The sequence below is a fragment of the Pseudomonas sp. S2_B07 genome, assembly GCF_054668435.1.
The window spans coordinates 5,509,903-5,526,695 of record NZ_CP162769.1 but is presented as its reverse complement, the minus strand read 5'-3'; the positions used below and the strand labels follow the sequence as shown (position 1 = coordinate 5,526,695).

20 protein-coding genes are annotated in these 16,793 nt (G+C 59.3%); 9 read left to right on the top strand and 11 right to left on the bottom strand.

Going from position 1 to position 16,793, the window contains the following annotated elements; genetic code table 11:
* The first annotated feature begins 215 nt into the window (after positions 1-215).
* Positions 216-635 carry an organic hydroperoxide resistance protein gene (locus AB4N43_RS25525; RefSeq protein ID WP_027925717.1) on the top strand — a complete coding sequence of 140 codons (420 nt, stop codon included), beginning with the start codon at positions 216-218 and terminating at the stop codon, positions 633-635.
* A gap of 33 nt (positions 636-668) precedes the next feature.
* Positions 669-1,685, top strand: a complete 1,017-nt coding sequence (locus AB4N43_RS25520) for an alpha/beta hydrolase (RefSeq protein WP_027925716.1) — start codon at positions 669-671, stop codon at positions 1,683-1,685.
* 97 nt (positions 1,686-1,782) lie between these two features.
* Here the strand turns inward: AB4N43_RS25520 and AB4N43_RS25515 are convergent, their stop codons facing one another.
* Together AB4N43_RS25515 and earP are read right to left on the bottom strand one after the other, a co-directional pair.
* Positions 1,783-2,352: an elongation factor P gene (locus AB4N43_RS25515; RefSeq protein WP_007943632.1), complete on the bottom strand. Its 570-nt coding sequence runs from the start codon at positions 2,350-2,352 to the stop codon at positions 1,783-1,785.
* 48 nt (positions 2,353-2,400) lie between these two features.
* Positions 2,401-3,558 (bottom strand): elongation factor P maturation arginine rhamnosyltransferase EarP, encoded by a 1,158-nt coding sequence (gene earP / locus AB4N43_RS25510; RefSeq protein WP_027925715.1) that lies wholly within the window; start codon positions 3,556-3,558, stop codon positions 2,401-2,403.
* A gap of 124 nt (positions 3,559-3,682) precedes the next feature.
* Between earP and AB4N43_RS25505 the strand changes: the two genes are divergently transcribed.
* Together AB4N43_RS25505 and AB4N43_RS25500 are read left to right on the top strand one after the other, a co-directional pair.
* On the top strand, positions 3,683-4,093 hold the full coding sequence (locus AB4N43_RS25505) for a hypothetical protein (RefSeq protein WP_027925714.1): 411 nt from the start codon (positions 3,683-3,685) through the stop codon (positions 4,091-4,093).
* A gap of 2 nt (positions 4,094-4,095) precedes the next feature.
* Complete coding sequence (locus tag AB4N43_RS25500; RefSeq protein ID WP_027925713.1) at positions 4,096-4,578, top strand: GreA/GreB family elongation factor; 483 nt, start codon at positions 4,096-4,098, stop codon at positions 4,576-4,578.
* Between the two features lie 9 nt (positions 4,579-4,587).
* Here AB4N43_RS25500 and cysB read toward each other — a convergent pair whose 3' ends face one another.
* The 5 genes from cysB to AB4N43_RS25475 all read right to left on the bottom strand — a co-directional run bounded on the left by cysB (position 4,588) and on the right by AB4N43_RS25475 (position 8,544).
* Positions 4,588-5,562 (bottom strand): HTH-type transcriptional regulator CysB, encoded by a 975-nt coding sequence (gene cysB / locus AB4N43_RS25495; RefSeq protein WP_027925712.1) that lies wholly within the window; start codon positions 5,560-5,562, stop codon positions 4,588-4,590.
* A 113-nt stretch (positions 5,563-5,675) separates the two neighbouring features.
* Positions 5,676-6,179, bottom strand: coding sequence for a universal stress protein (locus AB4N43_RS25490; protein WP_027925711.1), 504 nt, complete (start codon positions 6,177-6,179; stop codon positions 5,676-5,678).
* Between the two features lie 95 nt (positions 6,180-6,274).
* On the bottom strand, positions 6,275-7,180 hold the full coding sequence (locus tag AB4N43_RS25485) for a 5'-nucleotidase (protein ID WP_027925710.1): 906 nt from the start codon (positions 7,178-7,180) through the stop codon (positions 6,275-6,277).
* Positions 7,181-7,204: 24 nt separating this feature from the next.
* The gene (locus AB4N43_RS25480) at positions 7,205-8,161 is read right to left on the bottom strand and encodes a putative 2-dehydropantoate 2-reductase (protein ID WP_027925709.1); all 957 of its coding nucleotides are present in this window, start codon (positions 8,159-8,161) and stop codon (positions 7,205-7,207) included.
* Positions 8,158-8,544 carry a thioredoxin family protein gene (locus AB4N43_RS25475; protein ID WP_460152143.1) on the bottom strand — a complete coding sequence of 129 codons (387 nt, stop codon included), beginning with the start codon at positions 8,542-8,544 and terminating at the stop codon, positions 8,158-8,160. The genes AB4N43_RS25480 and AB4N43_RS25475 overlap by 4 nt, the downstream gene beginning before the upstream one ends.
* On the opposite strand from AB4N43_RS25475, the gene AB4N43_RS25470 reads away from it, so the two are divergent.
* Together AB4N43_RS25470 and AB4N43_RS25465 are read left to right on the top strand one after the other, a co-directional pair.
* Entirely contained in the window at positions 8,543-8,986 is a 444-nt protein-coding gene (locus tag AB4N43_RS25470; RefSeq protein ID WP_027925707.1) for a PilZ domain-containing protein, read from the top strand. The genes AB4N43_RS25475 and AB4N43_RS25470 overlap by 2 nt on opposite strands.
* Positions 8,987-9,114: 128 nt before the next feature.
* Positions 9,115-10,191 (top strand): 3-deoxy-7-phosphoheptulonate synthase, encoded by a 1,077-nt coding sequence (locus tag AB4N43_RS25465; RefSeq protein WP_027925706.1) that lies wholly within the window; start codon positions 9,115-9,117, stop codon positions 10,189-10,191.
* 65 nt (positions 10,192-10,256) lie between these two features.
* Here AB4N43_RS25465 and AB4N43_RS25460 read toward each other — a convergent pair whose 3' ends face one another.
* The gene (locus tag AB4N43_RS25460) at positions 10,257-10,538 is read right to left on the bottom strand and encodes a GNAT family N-acetyltransferase (RefSeq protein ID WP_027925705.1); all 282 of its coding nucleotides are present in this window, start codon (positions 10,536-10,538) and stop codon (positions 10,257-10,259) included.
* Between the two features lie 640 nt (positions 10,539-11,178).
* Here AB4N43_RS25460 and oprI point away from each other — a divergent pair.
* The gene (gene oprI, locus AB4N43_RS25455; RefSeq protein ID WP_003199355.1) at positions 11,179-11,430 is read left to right on the top strand and encodes an outer membrane lipoprotei OprI; all 252 of its coding nucleotides are present in this window, start codon (positions 11,179-11,181) and stop codon (positions 11,428-11,430) included.
* A 124-nt stretch (positions 11,431-11,554) separates the two neighbouring features.
* Here oprI and AB4N43_RS25450 read toward each other — a convergent pair whose 3' ends face one another.
* The 3 genes from AB4N43_RS25450 to AB4N43_RS25440 form a co-directional block, all read right to left on the bottom strand.
* A complete protein-coding gene (locus AB4N43_RS25450) occupies positions 11,555-12,526 on the bottom strand; it encodes a L,D-transpeptidase family protein (RefSeq protein ID WP_027925703.1) in 972 nt (323 codons plus the stop codon).
* A 103-nt stretch (positions 12,527-12,629) separates the two neighbouring features.
* On the bottom strand, positions 12,630-12,923 hold the full coding sequence (locus AB4N43_RS25445) for a hypothetical protein (RefSeq protein WP_003226812.1): 294 nt from the start codon (positions 12,921-12,923) through the stop codon (positions 12,630-12,632).
* A 56-nt stretch (positions 12,924-12,979) separates the two neighbouring features.
* Positions 12,980-13,585: an arylesterase gene (locus AB4N43_RS25440; RefSeq protein WP_027925702.1), complete on the bottom strand. Its 606-nt coding sequence runs from the start codon at positions 13,583-13,585 to the stop codon at positions 12,980-12,982.
* Positions 13,586-13,595: 10 nt separating this feature from the next.
* Between AB4N43_RS25440 and AB4N43_RS25435 the strand changes: the two genes are divergently transcribed.
* Entirely contained in the window at positions 13,596-14,279 is a 684-nt protein-coding gene (locus AB4N43_RS25435) for an ABC transporter ATP-binding protein (protein ID WP_027925701.1), read from the top strand.
* The gene (locus AB4N43_RS25430) at positions 14,279-16,783 is read left to right on the top strand and encodes an ABC transporter permease (RefSeq protein ID WP_460152140.1); all 2,505 of its coding nucleotides are present in this window, start codon (positions 14,279-14,281) and stop codon (positions 16,781-16,783) included. Before AB4N43_RS25435 ends, AB4N43_RS25430 begins: the two co-directional genes overlap by 1 nt.
* Positions 16,784-16,793: the final 10 nt, after the last annotated feature.

Here is a 16,793-nt window from a genome sequence, read left to right as displayed (position 1 = left end):
AACCTCGTTCAGCCCTTCCTCAAAAAATTTTCAGTCCTGAAAATCTCGCCTCGACCGCTCTAACTCGGCCCTCCGTATCATCCGCCCAAATCCCGACCAAAACTTTTTCAAAAATTTATCTTGCGCGCTAAATACTTGCGCGATACATTCATCTCGCACTTACTTAGCGCGCAAACATTTAGCGCAATACATCAAACCCGAATGAGGCTCACACCATGCAAACTCTCTACACCGCAATCGCAACCTCCACTGGCGGCCGTGATGGTCGTGCCGTTTCCAGCGACAACATCCTCGACGTCAAACTCGCTACCCCGAAAGAACTCGGCGGTGCGGGCGGCGCAGCGACCAACCCTGAGCAACTGTTCGCTGCCGGTTACTCCGCCTGCTTCATCGGCGCGCTGAAATTCGTTGCCAGCCAGACCAAACGCACCATCCCGAACGACGCCTCGATCACCGCCCATGTCGGCATCGGCCAAATCCCTGGCGGCTTCGGTCTGGACATCGACCTGCACATCAGCTTGCCGGGCCTTGAACAAGCCGACGCGCAATCCCTGGTCGACGCTGCCCACCAGGTCTGCCCGTATTCCAACGCCACCCGTGGCAACGTCGATGTGCGCCTGCACGTCACCGTCTAACCGCTGATCCCAAAGTCCGAACAGGAAACGAACATGAACGCTTTCAGCAAAGTCTTGACCGGCACCCTTCTCGCCCTGTCCATCGGCAACGCGTTTGCAGGCGACGGTGTTGAACACAACACCCAGGCCTTCCTCGACGTACTGAATGCCGGCACCGGCAAACCGATGGAGCAACTCACCCCGAAGGACGCCCGTGCCGTGCTGACGGGTGCGCAAGCCTCGGTGAAACTGACACTGCCTAAAGCGGATGTCAGCGAGAAGACCATTCAAGTCGATGGCCAACCGCTGCGCCTGACCATCGTCCGGCCGGCCGGGGTCAAGGGTGAGCTGCCCGTGTTCATGTTCTTCCACGGTGGTGGCTGGGTGTTGGGCGACTTCCCGACCCACGAACGATTGGTGCGTGATCTGGTAACGGGCTCGGGGGCAGTGGCGGTGTTCGTCAATTACACCCCGTCGCCAGAAGCGCATTACCCGGTGGCGATCAACCAGGCGTATGCGGCGACCCAATGGGTGGCCGAGCACGGCAAAGAGATCAATGTCGACAGCAAACGTCTGGCCGTGGCCGGCAACAGCGTCGGTGGCAACATGGCGGCCGTGGTTGCACTGATGGCCAAGGACAAGGGCACACCGGCGATCAAGTTCCAGGTGCTGCTGTGGCCGGTAACGGATGCGAACTTCGAAACGGCGTCATACAACCAGTTTGCCGAGGGGCACTTCCTCACCAAAAACATGATGAAGTGGTTCTGGGACAACTACACCACCGACGCCGACCAGCGTAACGAGATCTACGCCTCGCCGCTGCGGGCAACCACCGCCCAACTGAAGGGCTTGCCACCTGCACTGGTGCAGACGGCGGGCGCTGACGTGCTGCGCGACGAGGGTGAAGCCTATGCTCGCAAGCTTGATGAGGCAGGGGTGGCAGTGACGTCGGTTCGCTACAACGGCATGATCCACGACTACGGTTTGCTCAACGTGGTGAGCCAGGTGCCTGCGGTGCGTTCGGCGATGCTGCAAGCGTCGCAAGAGCTCAAAGAACACCTGAAGAAGTAACACCGCTCCTACAGGGGTGCAACGTTGAATTCGAAATTGCGCCCACAAAAAAGCCCGACTCAGTGGTCGGGCTTTTTCTGTCCGCAAAAAGCAGTGCTTATTTAGCACGGCCTTTGTAGGAACCGCCTTCGCGGGTATCGATCTCGATCATGTCGCCGATTTCGATGAAGTCAGCAACCGACAGCTCGGTACCGTTCTTCAGTTTGGCAGGCTTCATGACCTTGCCGGAAGTGTCACCGCGAGCGGAACCTTCGGTGTAGTCAACCTGACGCACGATAGTGGTCGGCAGTTCTACGGAAACCAGACGCTCTTCGAAGAAGATCGCTTCGCAAACATCGGTCATGCCTTCTTCAACGAAAGGCAGAACGGCTTCGATGTCTTCAGCGTTCAGCTCGTACATGGTGTAGTCAGTGGTGTCCATGAACGTGTAGGTGTCGCCGCTGATGAAGGACAGGGTCGCTTCTTTGCGGTCGAGGATTACGTCGTCCAGTTTGTCGTCAGCGCTGTAAACGATCTCGGTCTTGTAACCGGTCAGCAGGTTTTTCAGCTTGGTCTTCATGATCGCGCTGTTACGACCGGATTTGGTGAATTCAGCTTTCTGAACCAGCCAAGGATCGTTTTCGAGACGGATCACGGTACCGGGTTTCAGTTCTTTACCAGTTTTCATTGCGAATATCCGAATTTGGATGGGATTTACAAAAATCTAGGCCGCGTATCATATCCAATTTACATAAAACTGTACCAGCGCCGCGGCAAGATCGGCCTGCAAGGCTTGTTCCAGACACCACGCCTCGGCGTGTTTTTGCAGCTCTGGCCAGTGTTTGCGGGCTGTGCGCCAGTGGTCGGACATATCATGACCGGCATTCCAGGCGTGCCAAAGACCGTTTATCGCCTGGCTGGCGGGCTCGGACAGGCCTTTTGTGTACAGCGCGAGGAACGCATCGAGCTTGTCCAGGTGGATGTCTTCCTCCTGCTGATAGATGTGCCAGAGCATCGGCCGACCCGCCCATTGAGCGCGAACGAAGGAGTCTTCACCGCGCACGGCGTTGAAATCGCAGCACCAGAGCAGGTGATCATATTGATCCTGTCGGACGAACGGCAGCACCTGGACGGTCAATCCGTCGCGAACATGAAGCGCCCCCGCGGCCAATCCTTCAACGCCGAGCCAGCGTTCGACATCGCCGAGAATCCGCCCCTCGGGCACCAGCAAATGTGTGGGCGACGAATCGGCGGCCAGTACATCCAGCCAACTCGACAACCCGGCATTCTCATAGGCAAACAGCGAGATCAATTGCGCGTTCGGCGCACGATCAATGCCCAACCCTTGAAGGAATTCGCGTTGAGTCTCGGGACTTTGCTGAAACTGTCGGCGACGCTCAAGCAATCCACTTTCACGCAGCAGACCGCCGGTGCCCGGCCGGAATCCCGGGAAAAAGAAGTACTTCTGCACCGTTTTGTATTTGACCGACGGCAAACCGTGGCAGCCGATCACCCAGTCCTCGGCGCTCAGATAATCGAGGTTCATCCACAGCGGCGGCTTTACCCGCTCGGCCATGGCGTCCATGTAGGCGCTCGGCAATTGGCAGGCGAATGCGGCGATGACCACGTCCGCCGCGTCGGTGGCCAGCCACTCGGTCGGCCATTGGCGCACTTCGACACCGGCCTGCCATTGCTGCGCGACATGGCTATCGATCTCGGGACACAGACGTTCGAAGGCGCGCAGGTCATCGACCCACAAGCGCACCTCCAGCCCGTGGTCGGCCACCAGTTGGCGAGCCAGGCGCCAAGTCACGCCGATGTCGCCAAAGTTGTCGACCACGGTGCAAAAAATATCCCAGCGCCGGCGGTTTTTCACTTGAGGCAGTTCAGGCATTCCAGGTTCCCGTTGGCAAAGGCACCGATTGTCCGCATAAATTACCTCGTGCAGAAGAGCCGACGGCGATTAATCTTCGTGCGACAATCGCCACTCGCCCGCGACCATCCGCCAGGAGGCAGCCATGCCCTACCGTCCCAACCCGCGCCGCCCGTTGCCGATCCAGCTTAACGCCCTGCGATTGACCGGCAGCATTGCCCTTGGTATGTGGCTGGGATTTATCGCCATCGCGCTGACCTGCTGGCTCGTCTCAGCGGTGTTTTTCAAAGAGCAACTGGCACCGGTAGCCGCCGCCGTGGAACAACTGGCCAAGCCGCCGATTGTCGAACAGCCAAGGCCGGATATTCCACCGCAGAGCCCGTTGTTCGAGCAATACGAAGAGAACCTGCGCAAGAACGAACAGCAGGTGCGCATGGATCAGGCCCGCAGCAGCAGCCGCAATCTGTCCAATCCAAAATGCCAGTTCTGGTTGCAGCAGGACCATACCGCGCCGAGCGAAAAAAGCCGCGCCAATGTCCTGCAATTCTGCGACTGATCATGAACAAACAGACCGTCCACCAATTGATTCTCGACAAGCTGCGGATTGATCTCGACATCGCAGAGCGTGCCGCGCAAACCGCCTACGAAACCGCGACCCACGAAGAAAACATCGCCGAAAACAAGTACGACACCCTGGGGCTGGAGGCGTCCTATCTGGCAGCCGGGCAGGCCAAACGGGTGGAGGAAATCCGCCAGTCACTGGCGCTGTGCCAAAATCTGATGCTGCGCCCTTATGATGATCAGCGCGGCATCGAAGTCGGCGCACTGCTCGGCCTGGAAGACGAGAACGGTCGTGAGCAATGGCTGTTTCTGGCCCCCGATGCGGCCGGCCTGAAGGTCGATCTGGTGGGGCAACTGATCACCGTCATCACCCCCCGCTCGCCGCTGGGCAAAAACCTGCTGGGCAAGTTCGAAGGGGATGAAGTGGAGATTCTGGTGGCGGGCGCTCGGCAACAGTTTTCTGTTACCGAGGTGGTCTAGAACAAACGATCAGTGGACCGGCAGTTCGACGCCGTCGAACAGTTCTTCCAGCTCCTGCTTGTTGTGGCACTGAATGGCTTTAGCCATCACTTCACGGGTCAGGTGCGGGGCAAACTTCTCGATGAAATCGCACATGAAGCCACGCAGGAAGGTGCCACGACGGAAACCGATTTTGGTGATGCTCGATTCAAACAAATCGCTCGCATCGAGCATGACCAGATCGCTATCGAGTTTGGCATCGACCGCCATTTTCGCCACGATGCCCACGCCCAGTCCCAAACGAACGTAAGTCTTGATCACGTCGGCGTCGGCGGCAGTGAACACCACTTTCGGCGTCAGGCCGCGATGGCTGAAGGCTTCGTCGAGCTTCGAACGGCCGGTAAAACCGAACACGTACGTCACGATCGGGTATTCGGCCAAGGCTTCGAGGGTCAGCTTCGACAGTTTGGTCAATGGGTGACCTTGTGGCACGACCACGCAGCGGTTCCAGCGGTAGCACGGCATCATCACCAGGTCGCCGAACAACTCCAGCGCTTCGGTGGCAATAGCGAAATCCACGGTGCCGTCAGCGGCCATTTCAGCGATCTGCATCGGCGAACCCTGGTGCATGTGCAGGGCAACGTCCGGGTATTGCTTGATGAAGGTGCTGATCACCGGTGGCAACGCATAACGTGCCTGGGTGTGAGTGGTGGCGATCGACAGGGTGCCCTTTTTCTCGTTGGAGAATTCCTGGGCGATCTGCTTGATGCTTTCAACCTTGCGCAGGATTTCGCCGGCGGTGGTGATGATGCGTTCGCCAGCCGGGGTAACGCGGGTCAGGTGCTTGCCGCTGCGGGCGAACACCTCGACGCCCAGTTCGTCTTCCAGCAGGCGGATCTGTTTACTGATACCCGGTTGCGAGGTGTAAAGGCTTTGGGCAGTAGCGGAAACGTTGAGGTCGTGGTGCGCCACTTCCCAGATGTAGCGCAATTGTTGAAGCTTCATATGAATCCCTCAAAGCAGGTAGACGCCACGGGCATCAGCGACGGTATATAACTATATTAATGGCGTGAAGAATAAATCTAGAACTTTTTTGTCAAATTGCCACTATTTGTGTTCTAGCGATCTTCCTTGCGGCGACGCTCTACCAGTGGCACCAGATAGACCGGCACCCGCGCCAGCTGCAACACGCGCGCGGCGGTCCTGCCCAAAGGCGTTTCCGCGCCAGCACCATGGCTATGACTACCTACGATCAGCAAATCCACAGAGAGTTTCTGCGCCTGGTCGAGAATCACCTGCGACGGATCCCCCTGAAGTACGCGCACCGCGCGGATTCGCGCCAGATCCTGCTCCCCTTCATCCCCCAGCTCTTCGCGAAAACTGTCGAGCACCCGCTGCTCGATATTGGCAATGACGGTACTCAGGCCCTGACTGTGAAACTCGTTCAAGGCCTGTTCATCGAGATAACTTTGAAGCACCGATTCGGCAAACAGCCCCATGGGCTCAACCGCGTGGACCACATACAAGTCGGCATTGAATGTCCGCGCCAGGGCCAAGGCATGTTGCATCACCAACGGTGCATATAGGCCAAGGTCAGTGGCATACAGCATCGACTGAATCATAGGATCTCCTCGCAAGCCAACATGGCGGAGATTTGATTCAGCTTAGCAGTGCCTTGGCGAGTACGACGCTCTGCGTAACGCGTTGAACGGTAGGCTTAAACCTTTTGCTCGTTGCTTACGCCGTGCGGTACGTGACCGGTGGCGACGACTTCGCGGGCCAATTCGCAATGGCCAGCCTGATCGTCGAAAAACACATCGGCGGCAAACGCTTCGAGAAATGCCGATTTGGTCAGGCCACCGAGAAACAGTGATTCGTCCAGGCGAATATCCCATTCGCGCAACGTGCGGATCACGCGCTCGTGGGCCGGCGCCGAACGCGCCGTGACCAACGCCGTGCGGATCGGGCAGTCGTCGTCTGGAAACTCACGCTGCAACAGATTGAGGGCCGCCAGGAAGCCTTTGAACGGCCCTCCGCGCAATGGCTCACGGGCGGCTTCGCGCTCGCTGGCCTGAAACGCTTCCAGGCCGCCCGACTGGTAGACCCGCTCCGACTCGTCGGAAAACAGCACCGCATCGCCGTCGAAGGCAATCCGCAATTCATCGCTGGCCGCGCGGCTGGCACCGCCCGACAGAATGGTCGCCGCGGCGAAACCGGCCTCCAGTGCGCTACGCACGTCTTCGGCATGCGTCGACAGAAACAGGTCACAACCAAAGGCCTTGAGATACGGATAGGGACTGCGCCCGCCGACAAACGCCGCGCGGGAAATTGCCAGCCCGTAGTGATGAATCGAGTTAAACACCCGCAACCCGGTGTCGGCGCTGTTGCGCGACACCAGGATCACCTCGACCCGGGCGCGACCAAGAAGGGTATTGAGGTTCAGGAGTTTCTGCACCAGCGGGAAGGCATCACCAGGCTCAAGGATTTCGTCCTCGTGCTCGATCTGGTATTGCCGGTAGGCCTCGACACCGCTCGACAGATACACCTTGTGGCTTTCGCTCAGGTCGAACAGTGCCCGCGAAGAAATCGCCAGCACCAGTTTGTCGTCGATAGTCTTGGCCATGCCCTTCCCCCCGGATTGATCGACTCAGGTATTTCGTCGATCGATAAAACTCAAACTGCGATACAAGGCTTCGATCAGCGGCAATTCGCACCCTGCCGCTTTGGCCGCAGCCAAGGGGCGCGCGTAAATCGCCGCCAGTTCCAGCGGTCGCTTGTGCAGGAAATCGTGGTACATGCTCGGCCAATAGTCCGGCATTTTTTCGGTCACCATGAACAGATGGTCAGCGTAACCGGCCGGTATGTCGTGACCACAGGCGATTGCGCCCTGCACCACTTCGGCCATCAATGCCTTGATCAATTCCCTGCTGTCAGCATCGGCCATCAATGGCGTGGTGCTGGCCCCCAACAGAACCGACAAACCGTTGTACGGAACATTCCAGACCAGTTTTTGCCAACGTGCCTGCTGCAGGTTCGGCATGGCCTGGGAATCGATGCCAGCGCTGCGGAACAGTCTGGCGCCCTCTTCTACAATCGCCACGCGCTCCACTTCATCGGCCGCAGGACCACTGTGATAGCCGATGTTGACCGCGCCGAGCGCCTGATGGGTAATTTCCCCGGGACCGGTGCGATGGACACAGATAAAACACAGCCCGCCGAGCAGGTGCAACGAGTCAGGAAGCAACTCGCGCAGGCTGTCTTCGACGTCCAGGCCATTCTGCAAGACCAGCACTTTGGCGTTCGCAGCAGCCGCCTGAATGATGGCGGGGGCCAGGTCGGCATTGCTGGTGGTTTTGGCGCCGACCAGCAACCAGTCGCAGGCGGGCATGTCTTCCGCGGATGAATAGGCCTGAACCGGGTTCAACGTCAGCGCGCCATGCGCCGCGCTGTCGAGTCGCAACCCGCGCTCGGCCACTGCTGAAAATTCACTGCGCAGCAAAAAGTGCACATCGAAGCCGGCACGCGCCAGCATCATCCCGTAGAACCCGCCGATTGCGCCGGTCCCGATCACACCGATTGTCGGCCTGGTCACTGCCCCCATCATGGCAACTCCTCTGCTGTTTTCATCAGCGCCCGTCCGACCGCTTCATTGAGTTCGGTACCGGTCAGGCGCGATTTTAATGCCCCGAAGAACTCACCGTCGCGCACTAAAAACAGCGCCGGCAAATGAAAAACCTGATAACGCTCGACCACCCCGCCATTGTTCCCCGCATCGATCCAGCACAGTCGATCGACTGCCAGATCGAGCCTTGGCAATTGCTCACGGGCAAATCGGCAACTGGCGCAGCCGACACTGGTAAAAATCACCAGGGAAACACCGGGCATTCCCAGCAGCCGTTGGTCGGCATCGAAATCGGTCAGTTCCAATTCGACCACTATACTGGGTGAAAGAATGTCAGATGACCGACACAGGGAGTCCGTGTTCATGGGACGTTTTATTCCTCATCCTGATGATGTGCCCGTCGAATTAACGTTGCTCACACATGAGTGCATCTCGCGACAGCGCTTGCACACTATCAGCCTCGGGGGCATGGCTTGCAATTATCACAGGGCCTGGCGCCACGGCACGGCGCTGGAAGTGCGCATGCCGACCCTGAACCCCGACTTGCGCTACCTGGGCTATGTGGCCTGGTGCCTGCGGCGCAAACGCGGCTACCTGGTGGGCATTGCCTTTGTCGACGAGCAGATGATGTTCAGTGCCCGAATGGGCGAGCAAGTGTGCCAGATCGAACGCTATTGCCGCCTGCATGACGCACATGACGACTTGCAGGGTATTCAGGCGCTGGCCCTTGAATGGGTCCAGGCACATGCCGACGAGTTCTCTCACGACACCGTGCGCAAGGCATTTGCACAGGCTGTGCTGGATTAAACAGGTGTGTGCCCATTGTCGAGCAGGCGCCTAACGCGCTAAGGTTCGGGTCCCCGACGCGCTTAATTTGCTGTGCTCCGCCGCGCGGGTTCGCTGGCGGCCGGCACCCGTGACCTGACGAGTAAACGATGGCTGATTTACCGATCAACGACCTAAACGTCGCCTCCAACGAGACGCTGATCACTCCTGACCAGCTCAAGCGTGACATCCCCCTGAGCGACGCCGCCCTGCGCACCGTCACCAAGGGTCGCGAAGTCATTCGCAATATCCTGGATGGCACCGACCACCGCCTGTTCGTCGTCATCGGGCCTTGCTCGATCCACGACATCAAGGCTGCCCACGAATACGCCGAGCGCCTGAAGGCACTCGCGGCAGAAGTGTCCGATACCCTGTATCTGGTCATGCGCGTGTATTTCGAAAAGCCACGCACCACTGTCGGCTGGAAAGGCTTGATCAACGACCCGTACCTGGACGACTCGTTCAAGATTCAGGATGGCTTGCACATCGGTCGCCAGTTGCTGCTGGACCTGGCCGAAATGGGCCTGCCGACCGCGACCGAAGCCCTCGACCCGATCTCCCCGCAGTATCTGCAGGACCTGATCAGTTGGTCGGCCATCGGCGCGCGTACCACCGAATCCCAGACTCACCGCGAAATGGCTTCCGGCCTGTCCTCGGCTGTCGGCTTCAAGAACGGCACCGACGGCGGCCTGACCGTGGCGATCAATGCCCTGCAATCGGTTTCCAGCCCGCACCGCTTCCTGGGCATCAACCAGGAGGGTGGCGTGTCGATCGTCACCACCAAGGGCAACGCTTACGGCCACGTGGTACTGCGCGGTGGCAACGGCAAGCCGAACTATGATTCGGTCAGCGTCGCGCTCTGCGAGCAAGCGCTGAACAAGGCGAAGATCAAGCCGAACATCATGGTCGATTGCAGCCACGCCAACTCCAACAAGGACCCGGCGCTGCAACCGCTGGTGATGGAGAACGTTGCCAACCAGATTCTCGAAGGCAACCAGTCGATCATCGGCCTGATGGTCGAGAGCCACCTGAACTGGGGCTGCCAGGCTATCCCGAAAGACCTCGCCGACCTGCAATACGGCGTGTCGATCACCGATGCCTGCATCGATTGGTCCGCCACCGAAAACACCTTGCGCAGCATGCATGCCAAGCTCAAGGACGTGCTGCCCAAACGCGATCGCACCTGATCAGCGTTTAGCGCACACAAAAACGCCAGGCTTAAACCTGGCGTTTTTTTATGTGTTCGTTGGGGTCACAGCTTGGCGGCGTGCCGCTGGTGACGCTCCATATAGCGCTCAACGTAGGAGCACGATGGAATGACGGTGTAACCCATTTCATCAGCGTACTCCAACGCCTTCTCGGTCAATGCCGCAGCGATGCCGCGACCACGCAACGCGTTGGGCACGAAGGTGCGATAGATATCCAGGGTCTGTTTTCCCAGATCCATATAGGTCAGGTAGGCACGATGACCGTCCACATTGGTCTCGAACTGATGACCAGCCTGGTCATGGTGGATGGACAACGCCTCGCTCATCACTACTCCTCGCGGGTCTGAATTCTGACCCCTACCTTACCGATGTTTTTCCGGCGAAGGAACATCTACGCCACCCCGTGCCAATGGACACCGAGAAGAACTGCACCGATCTCGCGCAACCGAGCACGTATCAAATAGTAGGCACCATTGGCGAAAATGCTCAAGGTGCGCTCGTCATCATGCTCAGCCAGCGGGTGCTGCTCCGGGGGGACGCAGGGACGGCTCGACCGACGGTCTTAGCGGGTCGGCAGCCTGAACATTGCCGGATATTGAGACATAAGACGAATCCGCTCTCTTAAAGTCACCTCTAGATGGATAAAGATTATGAGAGCCTCTGCGCAAAATTCGAACAGAAGTATGGACGAACTCATCTAGCCAGACTTTAGCCAAGACCGAAAAAAAGCCCTGTGAGTGCGCGGAACTTTTTTTGAGCGGCTCGCTCATCTCGGGCCTCGCAGCTGGATATTTTTTAGACAATGCAGTTAAAAGTTGCTCGAAAAAGAATCAACGCCTACAATTTTTTTTGCTTCTTGCTTTACGTCAGTTTACTTACGAGTAGTAATGAGTAGTATGTACGCCGGCTATTTCCTCACTCTGAGGAGACAGCTAACTTAATAGAAAGTCCTTGAAGGGGAACACGATGAACAACGTTCTGAAATTCTCTGCTCTGGCTCTGGCCGCAGTTCTGGCTACCGGTTGCAGCAGCGCATCGAAAGAAACCGAAGCACGTCTGACCGCTACTGAAGACGCAGCTGCTCGCTCCCAGGCTCGTGCAGACGAAGCTTACCGTAAAGCTGATGAAGCTCTGGCTGCTGCTCAAAAAGCACAACAGACTGCTGACGAAGCTAACGAGCGTGCTCTGCGCATGCTGGACAAAGCTAGCCGCAAGTAATAATCCCTCGGGATTGTTATCAAGCCGACCCATTTTTTGGGTCGGCTTTTTTATTGCCTGGTGTTTCCTACCGGCAATAAAAAACCCGCCGACGCGGTGTGCGTCGGCGGGTTGTTTTCAAGCCTTACTGCAACGGATCGAGCGGTGTATTCGACACCATCGGCGCGGAGCCATTCGGCACCGCGATTTCCACCGGCAGGCCATCTTCAGCGGCGACCACGTCACGCACCACATCCCAGTTCATGCGCAGGTTGTTAGTGATGTCTTCACGCTTGAGCATCGCGTTGATCACCGCGGTGTGCTTGTCGACCACCGACGGGTTGCCCTTGTCATCCAGCGGTGTGTGCGCTTCGAGATACACCTTGCCGCCACTTACGCCAAATTTGTACGGATCGTTGATGATTCGTACCGACGTGCCAACCGGCACCATTTTCGCCATTTCCAGCACGTTATTGTTGAACATGCGGAAGCAGCCGTGGCTGGTGCGCATGCCAATGCCGAATTTCTTGTTCGAGCCATGAATCAGGTAGCCCGGAGTGCCCAGGCTGAACTTGAACGGCCCCAGAGGGTTATCCGGGCCTGCTGGCACGACATTCGGCAGCGGATCACCATCGGCGGCGTGCTCGGCCTTGATCGACGCTGGAGGGGTCCAGGTCGGGTTAGGCGTTTTCGCGGTGATGGTGGTATGGGCGATTGGCGAGCCCCACCCCTCACGACCAATCCCCAGCGGGAAGGTGTACACCACGTTCTGGCCTTTGGGGTAGTAGTAGAGGCGGTACTCAGCCAGGTTGATCACGATGCCTTCGCGCGGGCCCGGTGGCAGGATGAAACGGGTCGGCAGAATGACTTCAGTACCGGCGCCCGGCAACCATGCATCGACACCCGGGTTGGCCGCGATCATTTCCGTGTAGCCCAGGTCGTAAGCGGTGCCAAGGTCAGCAAAGGTATCTTCGTACTTGGCCTTGATCACCTGCACCTGGCCGATGATGTCTTCACCGGGCGGTGGCAGGGGAAACTCCAATGCTGCAGCTGGACCGGCCATACAAAGGGCGGCAAGAGACAGGCAGCGGGTGACGGCAGGAAAACGCGGCAACATCCGGAAAGTCCTTCGCATGATCGACAAGGGTATAAAAAACGGGATTGTACACCGCCGTCTGGAATTTCGGGGAGTTGGCCGATAGCACGCTATCTTTTATGCGTCAGAGCTCAAAACGCAGCTCTGGCCAGATCGGCGAGGTGCCGCGCTTTTGCGATTCAAGGATCGCCCGGCACAGCGAGCACAGGCGCTGGTCCTGGAATACTCGACGGTCCACACTCGACCAGCGTGGCTGTGCAGGCAACAGGCTGCCGCACAAGGTTCGGTCCGCCGAGCCGCCCAGCTCCAGTTGACGGGTTACCAGATGCACCCGCACTTCCTGGCAGGCGAACAGATCCAGCTGTTCGTCAGGCTCGATCAGTTGGTAGGCAAAAAGTGACCAGGCAGGACGCGGCATCGGGGGCTCCAAATCGGGGGCGCCACCTTAGCCGAAAGCCTGCGCCTAGAAAAGGGTCATAACAGCGGTTTTAGCGTAGGCCAGACATTATCCAGCAACTTGTCCTGAGCCCCGGCCGCCGGGTGTATGCCGTCAGCCTGCATCAAGTCCGGATGACCGCCGACGCCGTCGAGGAAAAACGGCACCAGCGCGATGTTTTTCTCGGTGGCCAGCGTGCTATAGACCTTGGCAAAGGCTTCGGTGTAGCGCACGCCGTAATTAGGAGGCAGTTGCATGCCCAACAGCAGGACCTTGGCGCCGTTGTCGCGGGAGCTGTCGATCATCGACGCAAGGTTTTGTTGCAAATTAGCCGGGGGCATTCCACGCAGTCCGTCATTGCCGCCCAACTCGAGGATGACAAGCGCCGGCTTATGCTCTGCAAGCAGCGCAGGCAGGCGCGCCTGGCCTCCGGCACTGGTGTCGCCACTGATGGAGGCGTTGACCACTTTATCGTCGAAGCCTTCGTGTTTGAGCCGTTGCTCGAGCAGCGAGACCCACCCTAACCGGGTATCCAGTCCGAAACCCGCGCTGATACTATCGCCAACGATCAGGACAGTACCCGCCGCTGCGTTCTGGGCCATGCACATCAAGGCCAGGCCAGCACTCAAAAACCACACACGCATCGGATTCTCCATGGGCGCAAGCATTCTCACCGCGAAGAACCTCAGTAAAGTGGTTCCCAGCGCGGAAGGTGAACTGACTATCCTGCACGAACTCAACCTGGAACTGAACAAGGGCGACAGCCTGGCCATCGTCGGCGCCTCCGGTTCCGGCAAATCCACCCTCCTCGGCCTGCTCGCCGGGCTCGACCTGCCCAGCAGCGGCGAAGTCACGCTGGCCGGGCAAGGGCTGAGCACCCTCGATGAAGATCAACGCGCACGCATTCGGGCCGAGCATGTCGGTTTTGTATTCCAGTCCTTTCAGTTGCTCGACAGCCTCAACGCCCTGGAAAACGTCATGTTGCCGCTGGAACTCGATGGCCGCAAAGATGCCCGCGAGCGGGCTACCGAGTTGCTGCAACGGGTCGGCCTGGGCCAGCGCCTGACCCACTCCCCCCGCCAGCTATCCGGTGGCGAACAGCAGCGTGTAGCGATTGCCCGTGCGTTTGCCGCCGAGCCCGATGTGCTGTTCGCCGATGAACCCACCGGCAACCTCGACAGCCATACCGGTGAACGCATCAGCGACCTGTTATTCGAACTCAATCAGGAACGCGGCACGACACTGGTACTGGTGACCCACGACGAACGCCTGGCACATCGCTGCCGGCGCCTGATCCGCCTTGAAGCCGGCCTGCTGGTCGCCCCACTGGAGCCTTGATGGCACGCCTGCCGCTGTTGCGCCTGTTCAGTCTTGCCATCCGTCAACTGCTGCGTGATGCCCGCGCCGGTGAATTGCGCGTGCTGTTCTTCGCCCTGCTGGTGGCCGTCGCGGCGAGTACCGCCATCGGCTACTTCGGCGCCCGTCTCAACGGCGCCATGATGTTGCGCGCCACCGAATTTCTCGGCGCCGACCTGTTGCTCGAAGGCAGCTCACCGGCACGCCCCGAACAGATCAAAAGCGGTACGGAGCTGGGGCTTGAACACGCTCAAGTGGTGGAATTCTCCAGCGTCATCGCCACCGATAACGGCATACAACTCTCCAGCATCAAAGCGGCCGATGATGTCTACCCACTGCGCGGCGAACTGAAAAGTGCCCCGGCGCCTTTTGCTCAGGAAGAACCTGGCGGCGGCCCGAAACCCGGCGAGGCCTGGGTTGAGGCGCGACTGCTGACGGCGCTGGATCTGAAGATCGGCGACAGCATCGACGTCGGCATGAAAACCCTGAAACTGGCACGCGTCCTGACCTACGAACCCGACCGGGCCGGCAACTTCTATAGCCTCACGCCACGGGTGCTGATCAACCTCAGCGACCTGGCCGCCACCGGTGTGGTGCAACCCGGAAGCCGGGTCAGCTACCGCGAACTCTGGCGCGGCAAAGCCGAGGCGCTGGAAACCTATCGCCAACTGGTCAAGCCGGGCCTGGCGGCCAACCAGCGCCTGCAGGATGCCCGCGACGGCAACCGACAAATTGGCGGCGCGCTGGGCAAGGCCGAGCGTTACCTCAACATGGCGAGTCTGGTGGCGGTCCTGTTGTCCGGCGTGGCGGTAGCGCTGTCGGCCACGCGCTTTGCCACGCGCCGATTCGATGCCAGTGCCCTGCTCCGTTGTCTGGGCCTGTCACGCCGGGAAACCATGGCATTGTTCAGTTTTCAGCTGACCGTACTCGGCCTGCTCGCCAGCCTCAGTGGCGCCCTCCTCGGCTGGCTGGCTCAGTTGGGGCTGTTCGCCTTGCTGCATGATTTGCTGCCGACTGACGTGCCTCCGGGTGGTCTGCTGCCGGCCATTGCCGGGATCGGCACCGGGCTGGTGGCACTGGCCGGATTCGCCCTGCCACCGCTGGCCGCGCTCGGTCGCGTGCCACCACTGCGCGTGTTGCGCCGAGACATGCTGCCAATTCCGTCCAGCACCTGGATGGTCTATAGCGCCGCCCTGGGTGCCCTCGGCCTGATCATGTGGCGCCTTAGCCTCGACCTGGTGCTGACCTTCGCCCTGCTCGGCGGCGGCGTAATCGCCGCGCTGGTGCTCGGTGGCTTGCTCTTGCTGCTGCTCAAAAGCCTGCGCCGGCTGCTGGCCCGTGCTTCGCTGCCCTGGCGCCTCGGTCTGGGCCAACTGCTGCGCCATCCACTGGCCGCAGCGGGGCAAGCCTTGGCCTTCGGCCTGATTCTGCTGTCCATGGCGCTGATCGCATTGCTCAGAGGCGAGTTGCTGGACACTTGGCAGAACCAATTGCCGAAAAACGCACCGAACTATTTTGCGCTGAACATTCTGCCGGCGGACAAACAGGCTTTTACGGATCGCCTGATTCAACTGTCGGCGCAGTCGGCGCCACTTTACCCGGTGGTGCCGGGTCGTCTGATCAGCATCAATGGCGAACCGGTGCAGGACATCGTCAGCAAGGATTCGGCGGGTGATCGGGCGATCCAGCGCGACCTGAGCCTGACTTGGGCGGCAGACTTGCCGGTGGGCAACAAACTCACGGCGGGCAACTGGTGGACCGAGCAGGCACCGGACGAGGTTCCCGGTGTGTCGGTTGAAGGCAAAGTGGCCGAAAGCCTGAAGCTCAAGCTGGGCGATCACCTGGTGTTTACCGTGGGCGGGGTCAATCGTGAAGCGAAGGTCACCAGCTTGCGAGAGATCAACTGGGACAACTTCCAACCGAACTTCTTCATGATCTTCCAGCCCGGCACCTTGAAAGATTTGCCGGCGACTTACCTGACCAGTTTCTATCTGGCGGCCGGTCACGATCAGCAGATTGTCGACCTCTCGCGCAGCTTCCCGGCGGTGACGATTTTGCAAGTCGAAGCCTTGCTGGAACAGCTGCGCAGCATCCTCGCCCAAGTCACGCTGGCGGTGGAATATGTGCTGTTGTTTGTACTCGCGGCGGGGATGGCGGTGTTGTTTTCCGGCCTGCAGGCGACACTCGATGAACGCATTCGCCAAGGCGCCCTGTTGCGCGCGCTGGGGGCCGAGCGGCAGTTGCTGGTGAAGGCCCGGCGGATCGAGTTCGGTTTGCTCGGCGCGGTCAGCGGTTTGTTGGCGGCACTGGGCTCGGAACTGGTGAGTCTGGTGCTTTACCGCTACGCCTTCGACCTGCCGTGGCACCCGCATCCATGGTTGCTGGTGCTGCCGGTGATCGGTGCGGTGCTGATTGGCGGTGCCGGTGTGTTTGGTACACGTCGTGCGTTGAATGCCAGCCCCCTGACAGTGTTGCGCGAGGGTTGATAGACTCGAA

Excerpts from the sequence above, each read along its gene's own strand:
- AB4N43_RS25505 (WP_027925714.1), top strand. The coding sequence starts at position 3,683 with ATGCCCTACCGTCCCAACCCGCGCCGCCCGTTGCCGATCCAGCTTAAC.
- AB4N43_RS25500 (WP_027925713.1), top strand. The coding sequence starts at position 4,096 with ATGAACAAACAGACCGTCCACCAATTGATTCTCGACAAGCTGCGGATT.
- cysB (WP_027925712.1), bottom strand. The coding sequence starts at position 5,562 with ATGAAGCTTCAACAATTGCGCTACATCTGGGAAGTGGCGCACCACGAC.
- AB4N43_RS25450 (WP_027925703.1), bottom strand. The coding sequence starts at position 12,526 with ATGTTGCCGCGTTTTCCTGCCGTCACCCGCTGCCTGTCTCTTGCCGCC.
- AB4N43_RS25525 (WP_027925717.1), top strand. The coding sequence starts at position 216 with ATGCAAACTCTCTACACCGCAATCGCAACCTCCACTGGCGGCCGTGAT.
- AB4N43_RS25460 (WP_027925705.1), bottom strand. The coding sequence starts at position 10,538 with ATGAGCGAGGCGTTGTCCATCCACCATGACCAGGCTGGTCATCAGTTC.
- AB4N43_RS25485 (WP_027925710.1), bottom strand. The coding sequence starts at position 7,180 with ATGGCCAAGACTATCGACGACAAACTGGTGCTGGCGATTTCTTCGCGG.
- AB4N43_RS25470 (WP_027925707.1), top strand. The coding sequence starts at position 8,543 with ATGGGACGTTTTATTCCTCATCCTGATGATGTGCCCGTCGAATTAACG.
- AB4N43_RS25440 (WP_027925702.1), bottom strand. The coding sequence starts at position 13,585 with ATGCGTGTGTGGTTTTTGAGTGCTGGCCTGGCCTTGATGTGCATGGCC.
- AB4N43_RS25490 (WP_027925711.1), bottom strand. The coding sequence starts at position 6,179 with ATGATTCAGTCGATGCTGTATGCCACTGACCTTGGCCTATATGCACCG.
- AB4N43_RS25435 (WP_027925701.1), top strand. The coding sequence starts at position 13,596 with ATGGGCGCAAGCATTCTCACCGCGAAGAACCTCAGTAAAGTGGTTCCC.
- AB4N43_RS25465 (WP_027925706.1), top strand. The coding sequence starts at position 9,115 with ATGGCTGATTTACCGATCAACGACCTAAACGTCGCCTCCAACGAGACG.
- AB4N43_RS25515 (WP_007943632.1), bottom strand. The coding sequence starts at position 2,352 with ATGAAAACTGGTAAAGAACTGAAACCCGGTACCGTGATCCGTCTCGAA.
- earP (WP_027925715.1), bottom strand. The coding sequence starts at position 3,558 with ATGCCTGAACTGCCTCAAGTGAAAAACCGCCGGCGCTGGGATATTTTT.
- AB4N43_RS25480 (WP_027925709.1), bottom strand. The coding sequence starts at position 8,161 with ATGATGGGGGCAGTGACCAGGCCGACAATCGGTGTGATCGGGACCGGC.
- oprI (WP_003199355.1), top strand. The coding sequence starts at position 11,179 with ATGAACAACGTTCTGAAATTCTCTGCTCTGGCTCTGGCCGCAGTTCTG.
- AB4N43_RS25445 (WP_003226812.1), bottom strand. The coding sequence starts at position 12,923 with ATGCCGCGTCCTGCCTGGTCACTTTTTGCCTACCAACTGATCGAGCCT.
- AB4N43_RS25430 (WP_460152140.1), top strand. The coding sequence starts at position 14,279 with ATGGCACGCCTGCCGCTGTTGCGCCTGTTCAGTCTTGCCATCCGTCAA.
- AB4N43_RS25520 (WP_027925716.1), top strand. The coding sequence starts at position 669 with ATGAACGCTTTCAGCAAAGTCTTGACCGGCACCCTTCTCGCCCTGTCC.
- AB4N43_RS25475 (WP_460152143.1), bottom strand. The coding sequence starts at position 8,544 with ATGAACACGGACTCCCTGTGTCGGTCATCTGACATTCTTTCACCCAGT.